The 9517-nt window shown below is 52.3% G+C and carries 11 protein-coding genes; 5 read left to right on the forward strand and 6 right to left on the reverse strand.

What is annotated here, in order from left to right; all coding sequences use genetic code 11:
* Window positions 1–232: 232 nt before the first annotated feature.
* Both P1S59_13765 and P1S59_13770 read right to left on the reverse strand, forming a co-directional pair.
* Window positions 233–607 carry a type II toxin-antitoxin system VapC family toxin gene (locus tag P1S59_13765; GenBank protein MDF1527302.1) on the reverse strand — a complete coding sequence of 125 codons (375 nt, stop codon included), beginning with the start codon at window positions 605–607 and terminating at the stop codon, window positions 233–235.
* A complete protein-coding gene (locus P1S59_13770; GenBank protein MDF1527303.1) occupies window positions 588–833 on the reverse strand; it encodes an Arc family DNA-binding protein in 246 nt (81 codons plus the stop codon). The genes P1S59_13765 and P1S59_13770 overlap by 20 nt, the downstream gene beginning before the upstream one ends.
* Window positions 834–1059: 226 nt before the next feature.
* Here P1S59_13770 and P1S59_13775 point away from each other — a divergent pair, with 226 nt between their 5' ends.
* Together P1S59_13775 and P1S59_13780 are read left to right on the forward strand one after the other, a co-directional pair.
* Window positions 1060–1794, forward strand: a complete 735-nt coding sequence (locus P1S59_13775; GenBank protein MDF1527304.1) for a DUF3365 domain-containing protein — start codon at window positions 1060–1062, stop codon at window positions 1792–1794.
* Between the two features lie 75 nt (window positions 1795–1869).
* On the forward strand, window positions 1870–2184 hold the full coding sequence (locus tag P1S59_13780; GenBank protein ID MDF1527305.1) for a hypothetical protein: 315 nt from the start codon (window positions 1870–1872) through the stop codon (window positions 2182–2184).
* A gap of 128 nt (window positions 2185–2312) precedes the next feature.
* Here P1S59_13780 and P1S59_13785 read toward each other — a convergent pair whose 3' ends face one another.
* A complete protein-coding gene (locus tag P1S59_13785) occupies window positions 2313–3299 on the reverse strand; it encodes an aldo/keto reductase (GenBank protein ID MDF1527306.1) in 987 nt (328 codons plus the stop codon).
* A 369-nt stretch (window positions 3300–3668) separates the two neighbouring features.
* Between P1S59_13785 and P1S59_13790 the strand changes: the two genes are divergently transcribed.
* Window positions 3669–5258: a peptide chain release factor 3 gene (locus P1S59_13790; protein MDF1527307.1), complete on the forward strand. Its 1590-nt coding sequence runs from the start codon at window positions 3669–3671 to the stop codon at window positions 5256–5258.
* A gap of 403 nt (window positions 5259–5661) precedes the next feature.
* On the opposite strand, the gene P1S59_13795 is transcribed toward P1S59_13790, so the two are convergent.
* The 3 genes from P1S59_13795 to P1S59_13805 form a co-directional block, all read right to left on the reverse strand.
* Entirely contained in the window at window positions 5662–6237 is a 576-nt protein-coding gene (locus tag P1S59_13795) for an SH3 domain-containing protein (GenBank protein MDF1527308.1), read from the reverse strand.
* A 335-nt stretch (window positions 6238–6572) separates the two neighbouring features.
* Window positions 6573–7379 (reverse strand): SdrD B-like domain-containing protein, encoded by an 807-nt coding sequence (locus P1S59_13800; GenBank protein MDF1527309.1) that lies wholly within the window; start codon window positions 7377–7379, stop codon window positions 6573–6575.
* Window positions 7380–7810: 431 nt separating this feature from the next.
* Complete coding sequence (locus P1S59_13805; protein ID MDF1527310.1) at window positions 7811–8164, reverse strand: TraR/DksA family transcriptional regulator; 354 nt, start codon at window positions 8162–8164, stop codon at window positions 7811–7813.
* 138 nt (window positions 8165–8302) lie between these two features.
* On the opposite strand from P1S59_13805, the gene P1S59_13810 reads away from it, so the two are divergent.
* A complete protein-coding gene (locus P1S59_13810; GenBank protein MDF1527311.1) occupies window positions 8303–8428 on the forward strand; it encodes a hypothetical protein in 126 nt (41 codons plus the stop codon).
* Between the two features lie 282 nt (window positions 8429–8710).
* Window positions 8711–9199 carry a hypothetical protein gene (locus P1S59_13815; protein MDF1527312.1) on the forward strand — a complete coding sequence of 163 codons (489 nt, stop codon included), beginning with the start codon at window positions 8711–8713 and terminating at the stop codon, window positions 9197–9199.
* The last annotated feature ends 318 nt before the right edge of the window (window positions 9200–9517 follow it).

The following is a 9517-nucleotide window of genomic DNA, read 5'->3' on the forward strand; positions in this document are numbered from 1 at the left end:
GGAGAGTATCTGATTTTTTTTCTCATGACCCCATCCTCTTAAAGAATGGAGTCTCCGGCAATCTCGGGGCGGTTCAGGGGCGGCAATTCAGAGACAAGTGAGTCCTTTAGGACCACCAACCCCACAAGCCACACCCCCGTCAAAACAAAGTCTACTATCTCGGAGGCGGGCTGTCACCTGACTAAAATCCGATGGTAGACCCCAATGGTTTCTGGCAGCAGGGATACTGGAATTATAAGGATTTAACTGCCATGATCAATCTTTCATCCAGAGTTATCAGTTCCCCCTTCAGTTCTTTGGCCAGCCACAGATAGCTTGCATCATAGGTTGTAAGACCTGTAGCCATTGCCAGAGTCACTGTCGCTCGGTGATCGACCTGAACCGTGTCGATGGCAAACCTGTTGAAAAGATCGAAGGCCGACATCAATCGAGTCTCCAGTTCTGGATGAGCAACGATCTTTTTCAAACATATGCTGGCCATCTCGAACCGGAGCAGGGCGGGCGCAGCCAGATGAGCGTCTTCCATGACCTTGGCGACCTCCTCGGCTTTCGATTCTCCAAAGAGCAAAGCCCCCATTGCCGAGGCGTCAACGACGCAGATCCGCATCCCGGTCCTCCCTCAGAAACGCGGCAGATTCATCAGGTGTACAAAGATCGGACGCCCTGACTTCCGCCAGCAACTCCGCAGGTGAAAGGTACCGCTCTTCGTAGACGCTCTGCTTTAGAATGCTCATCAGTTCCCCCTGGAGGGAGCGATGATGCCTCTGAGCCCGGCGGCGCAATTTCTCGGCAATTTTCTCCGGCACATTTTTAATGGAAAGATTGACCGACATCACTACCTCCTTATATGGTTCCGTTTAGGCTCCATTATAGAACCACACAGATAATTGCACAAGGTATCATCCAGGAAACTTGCAGAAACCTTTTGTCTGGCAAAATGGGGGCCAGGAAACCCCAATGATCAGTTAATCTGAACACAGGGTTCACTTTCAGCCAGGATGTGATTTATGGTACTATCTTACCCAGCTGCAATGGCACTCTTTCCCGGGGGTAAAGATAATGGGTAAACTTAATAATATTTTTGCTGTTGTCCTGGCCGTCACCTGGACCTTATTCATCATCACCATGGTCAACCTCGTCGGCATCAAGGAAGAACGGCTCATCAACCAGATCGCCATAAGCCAGGCCAAATCGGTGTTCCAGGTCATGGTGGATATGCGGAGCTGGACCGCCAGGCAGGGCGGAGTTTACGTCGTCCCCAGTGAAACCACACCACCTAACCCGTACCTTGACCACCCGAGAAGAGATGTCGAGACAACCGACGGAATGAAGCTGACCCTGGTCAACCCTTCCTACATGACGCGACAGGTATCCGAGATCGGTTTCGAGAGGCGTGGAGTCAAGACCCGCCTTACCAGTCTAAGACCCATACGGCCGGCCAACGCGGCCGTTGGTTGGGAAAAGGCAGCCCTTGAAAGCTTCGAGGCCGGTGAAGCCTCCTATTTTGAGCTGGCTCAAGACGAGGAGAGACGCCACATATACCGTTACATGGCACCCCTCGCTCTGGAAGAACCATGCAACGTCTGCCACCTTCCCAGCCACTCAGCCAAGGGGATCCGTGGCGGGCTCAGCATCACTTTTCCGGTGGAGGACCTTGTCAAGAGCCGTATTCACATCATGAGGCTCAATCGCCTGATTTTCGCCTCCATCTGGCTCATCGGGCTGTTCGTCATAGGCGGCCTGGCCCTGGTCATGGAGAAGGTCCTGCTGGGACGGAAAAAGCTGAAAATGTAAAATGATGGTTCAGATAACATCACAACCTATGAACCCGGCCATAAGGAACACAGGCTGAAGGGGCTCATAATAGAGGTGAATGAGGGACAGAGTGATGAGAGGCCAACCTCATCCTTCCTGGATATCGAGGAGATCGAAGGACTATCAGCAGCTCTTGCCTCCATGGTCCGCCTGTCCGAGGAGCGAAGCAAAACAGAAAGTTCCTATATTGAGATCATATATACAACCGAAGATGAACTGGGTTTTGGCGTTTATTTCAGTGAAGGGGAGGAGGGAGGTTTCATCTCAGGGAGAGGCGCTGGAAAACTGACTATTTCCCTGGAACTGGAGCAGATGAACGAGGTGGAAAAGATCGTGGATTACGGATATACGCTTCTCAATATGAAATAAGGGGAAATTAATTCCGGATTCCAGATTCCGGATTCAGGATTGAAAATTTGCTGATCACGGTTCACCCGCCTTCGCGATCAGCTCCGACGTGGCAAGCGGTTCACAGTTCACTATTCACGGTTCACAACTCACGTTACCCTAATGATGAAATCCGGACACGCCGCCCCGCAGTAACCGCACAGGACGCAGAGCGATGGATCCACTAATGCTGCACCTTCCACCATGCTCAGCGCTCCGTCCTTGCACACTTCAATACATGCTCCGCACCCGGTGCAGAAATTCCTCATGATCGTTAAACTGCGCCGGCCCTTTTCCAGCTCATCCCACACTTCACCGGGGGCACTGCCGCTGCTTAAAAGCTCCACGTTGGCCTCGATCTCCGCTTCGGACAGCATTCCCAGGGCAAGTGTGTGCACTCCCTCGAGGGCCATTACCCAGGATAGACTCTCACGGGCGCTGGAGATGAGGTTCCCGCCGGCCAGCGCCTTCATGGCATAGACCCCCTTGCCCGATGAAGCAGCCAGGGCAATAGCCTCAGCCATCTCCCCCGCGCTCCCATCCAGGATCCCCATCCCCGTGCGGTTGATGAGGGGATGTATGACATCCACTTCCGGAACGCCGGCCGCTTCACCGATAACCGATATGTAGTGGGAGGAGATGCCGATGGTCCTGGTCAGACCCTCCTCTTTCATGCGGCACAGCTCATCAAAAACCGAGGCACGCTCGGTGAACGGTTCGGCAACCCTGCCACCGTGAAGGAGCAGAACGTCGAGATGATCTATGCCCATTTCCCCCAGGGCAGTCTCCACCTGTTCCCGGGCTCCGGCGGCGTCGGCAGCGTGGGTCTTGGAAGCGATAAACACATCTCCGGTGTACCCCTGGATGCCTTCCCTGACGTGGGCATAAGTCCCGTAAAGGTGGGCGGTGTCGATCATGTTCACTCCCCGCTCCAGGGCTGAGCGGATTAGTGCTCCTCCCCGGGAAGGGGTCACGTTGGCCTGAAGAGCACCCAGGGGAAGGGTTCCGAAAACCAGAGGGGAAACGTCAAGACCGGTATTTCCAAACTTTACAGTGTCCAGGGGGCTCTCCTTTAGATACGAGGTAAAGATACACACAAACGGGGGTTTGCCTCATTGGTCCGTATCTTCTAACGCAGCCGCAGCCGATATACAAGCCAAATATTATCCAGGTATTAACATAAGTTTGTGGTTTGATGTTTGAGGTTTGAAGTTTCTGATATCTCATCACGAATCATGGTTATTATTACACTTAGCCCTTTTCTGTTCTCTTTGGACATTGGGCTTCTTGACTGTCGTAGCTTTCCTGTCCGCCGTAACTTCAGTGAAGGTGGAAGCATAGTCGGTTGGCGAAGGTGGATGGACCTTGGACCGGCCCGGCACAAACTACGGGCACCCTTGACATTACTTACCATACACGATATATATTCCGGCTTTGTATTGAGTAATGAAGGAAAAGGAAAACCCGTGAAAAACAAGCTTCAAAAGGAAATTGAAAAGCGCCGTACCTTCGGTATCATAAGCCACCCCGATGCAGGCAAGACCACCCTTACTGAGAAGCTCCTTCTCTTCGGCGGGGCGATCCAGATGGCAGGCCAGATCAAGGCGCGCAAGGCATCCCGCCACGCCACCAGCGACTGGATGGCCATCGAACAGGAACGGGGCATTTCCGTTACCAGTTCGGTCATGAAGTTCAATTACCGGGATCGCGAGATTAACCTCCTCGACACGCCTGGCCATCAGGATTTTTCCGAGGATACCTATCGAGTGCTGACTGCCGTCGACAGTGCCGTCATGGTCATCGATAACGCCAAGGGCGTCGAGACCCAAACCCGCAAACTCATGGAGGTGTGCCGGCAGCGCAACACCCCTATTTTGACCTTTATCAACAAATTGGACCGGGAAGGGAAAGAACCTCTGGAGATACTCAACGAAATAGAAGAAACCCTCCAGGTGGAATGCGCGCCCCTGACCTGGCCCATCGGGATGGGTAAATCTTTCAAGGGAACCTACAACCGTTACCGCAAGGAACTGATCCTTTTCACCTCGGGCAAGGATACTCTCTCTGACGACTCGATCACCATAAACCGACTGGACGATCCCCGCCTGGACGAGCTGCTTGGTCACCAGGCCGACAAACTGAGGGAAGACCTGGAACTGCTGGACGGAGCCGCCAACCCTTTCGAACTTGAGCAGTACCTGAAGGGGAATCAGACCCCTGTATTTTTTGGAAGCGCCATTAACAACTTCGGTGTGGGCGAGATGCTCGACACTTTCATCGAGATCGCCCCGAGTCCTGGCGTTCAGGCTGCGACCACAAGGGATGTATCCCCTGGAGAGGAAGCGTTTTCCGGATTCGTCTTCAAGATCCAGGCGAACATGGATAAAGCCCACCGGGACAGGGTGGCCTTTTTGAGGATCTGCTCGGGCAAGTTCACCCGGGGGATGAAAGTCCGCCATCACAGATTGGGAAAGGACATCAACCTGGCAAACGCAACCATCTTCATGGCCCAGGACCGGACCAATGTGGAGGAGGCATACCCTGGGGACATCATAGGGATCCACAACCACGGCACCATTCAGATCGGTGACACCTTTTCGGAGAAGGAACCACTTCAGTTCTCAGGGATACCCAACTTCGCGCCGGAGCACTTTCGGCGGGTAAGGCTTAAGAACCCCCTCAAGGCAAAGCAGCTCCAAAAGGGCCTGCTCCAGCTCTCCGAGGAAGGTGCCGTCCAGGTCTTCAGGCCTCTCCTCAACAGTGACATGATCCTCGGCGCGGTGGGTGTGCTTCAGTTCGAGGTAACCGTCGCGCGTCTTAAGGCGGAATACGGGGTGGACGCTGCTTATGAACCTGTTGATCTCGGAGCTGCCCGCTGGGTGCTGTGTGATAATGAGAAGGTTATGGAAGAGTTTAAGAGGAAAAATCAGGCCCATCTGGCCCTGGACACCGGGGGAAGCCTCACCTTTCTCGAAACCAGCGAATGGATGATGGGACACGCCATCGAAAAAAACCCTGACATCGATTTCGTCAAGACCCGGGAGCACCATCAGTAAGTAGTGCCGTGAAATAGAGTTGAATCTCAGAGCTCAAATCTCAGATCTCAAAGGTTTCCCCCAGATTCAAGCCTTCCCCTGTGAAACCCTGCCTGCCACGGCGAAGCTGAAAGCGAAGACGGGTGTACCCTGTGGTGAAAAACATTGCTTTTGTAGCAACCGTGCCTTCCAACATATTCCAGGCTTTACTCTGCGTAACCCTGCGGTGGCTTTTTATGATTTACTTTGCGGCCCTCCGCGTTAAAGCTTTTACAGTATTTTTTAGGAATGCCACCCGTCTTCGTTCTTCGAACTACACCGCGGCCTGAATGGCTGGATTCCGGGTCCTCGTTTCACCCCCATCTCGGTCCCCCCCTCAGGAAGGCGCCGTTTTCCACATTGACCGTCTCGGGACTGTGGCTGTTTAATCGTTGTTGACCAGAAGGGTTTCGGACCCTCTTCGGCCTGCCGACATCTCCACAGGAACCTTCTTCATTCTCAGGGCAAAGAAGATCACCATCATCGCAATGAGAGCGATAGTGAAGTAACCCTTCATCTCGTACTGAAAGTTAAGGGTCCTGGCTGTCCGTGTATTCAGAAGAGCAGAGGCGATCCATCCGGATATTTTACCATCGGAGGTACGCACACCGGTCCAGCTTCCTTTATTGCCGGTGATGTTAAAACTCTCACCTGACCTGGCCTTGCTGACAACAGGTGCGTTTGAGGAGGGGGCCTGACGCACGTTGACAGTGTCTCTGGCTACAACCGCTTTCTGCCCGCGTTCCACCACAATGTCAGAGGCATCAAAAAAGATCATTCCGATACTGGCAATCATGACGCCCGCCGCCACAACAGCGAGGACCTTACCCCAGAAAGATAGCGTACCGAGGGGAGAGATCACCTTTTCTGATCTCCTCTTCGCATACCGTCCAACGATGGCACCCATGGCCTCGGCACCCCTGGCAATTTCCTGTTTCTGCATAACTGTCATATCACCCATAATTGACTCCTTTCAAAAAGATTGGTTTTGGTATTGATACCGGTAGTAGAGCAAGTGGAATGCCAAAGGAATGATTACGGATTGCGAATTGAGAATTACGAATTAAAACAGCACCTTAGGAAATCCTGGATCCGGAACCCGGAATCCGGATTTGGCTTTTCCGGTGTTCGGGAATCGAACGGGTGTTGGAAAAAGAAACAGGAGTCAGTAGCCAGAATCCAGCAGTCATTAGAGCGAGAAAATCAGGAGCAGAAAAGTTGGAACACGGGAAAGGCAAAATAAAAGAGGCGGGGCATTTCGCCCCGCCTCTCTGGAAACAGCATATGTAAAAGTTCCTATTTCTTGGGCACCTGGACGATCCACACCGTCTCCTCACCCAAAACGGTGCTGCCATCGACGTCACCCGTCATCGTCAGTATCACAATATCACCCCGGGACAGATCCTCACCCAGGGCAGCAGCGATCTCCTGTGTGGAGAACTTCAGGGTCATGTCATCGTACCCGTCGGGCAGATCCCCATCGTCGCCGTTCATATCAGGGTCCGTGCCCATGTCATCATGCCCACAGACATCCTCGTAACTCCACCTCAGGGGCGCGACCCCGTTGAGCCGGACAGAGGCTGGGTCGATCCGGGTGACATCAAAGGTTTCCGAACCGAGGATCGCCACCGGGAGGACACCGTTGCTCTTGAGGTTCAGAGGGTTGATTTCACTTCCGGGCTTGACGTCCACGGGAAGAACCGGCTCCATATAGTCGCCGAACTCAACCCACACATTTTCATCCACCACCTCCACGGCAACCTCATTCTCCGTGATGGAAGTGTAGCCTGCCGGGTCGGTCTCTATTACGGTGTAGGCCCCGGCCGAGACACCAAAAGCGAACATGCCGTCATTTCCTGTAGTCATCTCATCCAGGCCGACCAGGGTCACCACCGCCCCCGGAACCCCGGGTTCACCCACATCCATAATGCTGTCCATATTGAGGTCGTTATATACAACGCCCTCAATAAGATAATCACCCTCGGTCTGAAGAAGCTCCATGTTAAAGGCAAGGGAGGCCGTTTTCTCACCACCTGCCCCCCCGCACCCGGCTATCAGTAAAGCAGCTGTAAAAACAGCCAACACCCCTGATCTGAATTTCATGTTCTACCTCCCTGTTTGCCACATTGAAAGAGTCAGAAACGAGCCTGCACGCAGTAACCTTTTCTCCTGACGTGAAGGCGAAGCTTCCGTTCATTGCAGCAGTTGGTTTATTTGTAATGGTTACTATTGTACCACATTAGGTACAGGAATCACCTTCGGGATCTTTAAAAAAGGTATTACCCGAATTTAACCCCGGATGACGGACCCCGAACAGCTTAATATGAGCAAGTTCCATTCCCGAAATGCCGTTCATTACCTAACTACCTTTAAAGTATGGTTTTTTTAGCCAAAGCCTTGTTTCTGTTGTCGTTTTTATCATTTATGTCTGGAACTGCGATTATACAAAGTGGACAGTAAAGCCCACTATTTGTAAAAATATTTCCCAGAAAAGAAACTCCGATCTACTGGAGGTAGCACGCTGGTTTCTGTCGCTAATTTCTCTCCGCCAGCCCGGCGCAAACGATGCACGTCAGTGCGCCGGGATCAACCTTCAACCTCTTTTCTGCGATACCCTCCCCGCACTTCAGACAATACCCGTAATCCCCTGTCCGGATGCGAACAAGAGCGGCTTCTATCCGCTGCAGCTCCAGGGCAGAACGGTGATTCGTCGCTTTGGCCATGGCCTGCTGCTGCATAGCATCCATCCTGGACAACCTTCCCACCCGCGCCTGGTCCAGTTCGATGGCGCTGGCCGCTTCCAGTTGGCCGTCCTGGCGAGCCAGGAGATCTTTTCGTTTTTTCTCCAGAAGGTTCCTGAAATATTCCAGATCGATTTTGTTAATCAAGAACAGATCTCCCTTCATGGGGGTTTTTCCGCAGGCCGTATTTTAAAATATTCGGGGTGTTAATCGACGTCCACACATCTTACCATGCCGTTACACTTCACGGAAGTTTTACCAGCCCCTGCAAGAAAGGTTATATCCTTGTCCAAATTCGCCATCATCCTGATACTGATATCTGCCATTATCCACGCCTACTGGAACCTGATCAATAAACGATCCATACCGTCCGCCGCTTTTTTTCTGGTCGCCAACAGCGTCGGAGCCTGAATCTTTTTCCCATGGGTTGTTACCTACCCCGGCATTATTTACGCCATGCCAGGCCGCGTCTGGGTTCTTTTGGCAATCACAGGCCTCTTCCAGACTCTTTATTGTATCACTCTTGCAGCAGCATACAGACACGGAGATCTGTTTGTTTCGTACCCTTTGATAAGATCCCTACCTGTAATCTTTGTGCCCCCCGTCACCATACTTCTCGGAAAAGGGGATCTGCTTGGAAGATATTTTATAGCAGGAACGTTTCTGGTTTTGGCAGGAGGAACGCTGATATCAGTGAAGGAAGTATTTCCCCTCAGACGTATTTCTTTTATTAAAGGAACCTTTGCCATGGCCGTTTTGGCTGCCATAGAAACCACCGGTTACTCCATGGTAGATGATAGTGCCCTGCGGATAGTGAGGGCCGATATCGGTCAGGTCTACGGTATTATTCCCATAACTTTTAATTATGCGTTCGTCGAGGCCCTTGCCTGTGCCAGTTGGCTTGGCATCTTCCTCCTTTTTAGAAGCGGAAGTACCAGAATGGCGCAAGTGCCTTTTCGCTGGGCAGCAGGCACTGAAGTACTTATATACCTCACCTACGGGATGGCCCTGCTTCCCCTGGCTTACGCCAGGGACGTGAGCCTCATTGTAGCCTTCCGCCAGGTCAGTATCCTGGCAGCAGCTCTCATGGGTATTGTTTTTCTCAAGGAACCTGTTCACCGTTGGAAGGTCATTGGCCTGGCAACAATGTTCGCCGGTTTGGTCCTCGTGGCCTTGAGTTAAAACTGAACCGTTGCCGATACCATTTTTCTTCCCTGAACCTCCTTCCACAAATTGGTATGACATTATAGTTACCTTCACCTATTTCCTTCCATGCAACAGTTAACTCCCGGGACAGGTAAAAAGGTCTGACAATTATAGTTACTGATACCCCAAGCATCCTGTTATCATCTGGTATACAATATCAGGTATAAACGAACCAGGGGGGTCACAGGAGCTTATCAGCATCGGGGTTTGCGTAGAGGTCTAGCCCGGACTATTCACGAGGTTCTTTTCCGTTCCGGCGGCGTTGCTGAGTCGTTCGCTTGTGCGGAATACTAA

The sequence above is a fragment of the bacterium genome (genome assembly GCA_029210965.1).
GTDB lineage: Bacteria > BMS3Abin14 > BMS3Abin14 > BMS3Abin14 > BMS3Abin14 > JALHUC01.

Excerpts from the sequence above, each read along its gene's own strand:
- P1S59_13770 (MDF1527303.1), bottom strand. The coding sequence starts at position 833 with ATGTCGGTCAATCTTTCCATTAAAAATGTGCCGGAGAAAATTGCCGAG.
- P1S59_13775 (MDF1527304.1), top strand. The coding sequence starts at position 1,060 with ATGGGTAAACTTAATAATATTTTTGCTGTTGTCCTGGCCGTCACCTGG.
- P1S59_13765 (MDF1527302.1), bottom strand. The coding sequence starts at position 607 with ATGCGGATCTGCGTCGTTGACGCCTCGGCAATGGGGGCTTTGCTCTTT.
- P1S59_13800 (MDF1527309.1), bottom strand. The coding sequence starts at position 7,379 with ATGAAATTCAGATCAGGGGTGTTGGCTGTTTTTACAGCTGCTTTACTG.
- P1S59_13795 (MDF1527308.1), bottom strand. The coding sequence starts at position 6,237 with ATGGGTGATATGACAGTTATGCAGAAACAGGAAATTGCCAGGGGTGCC.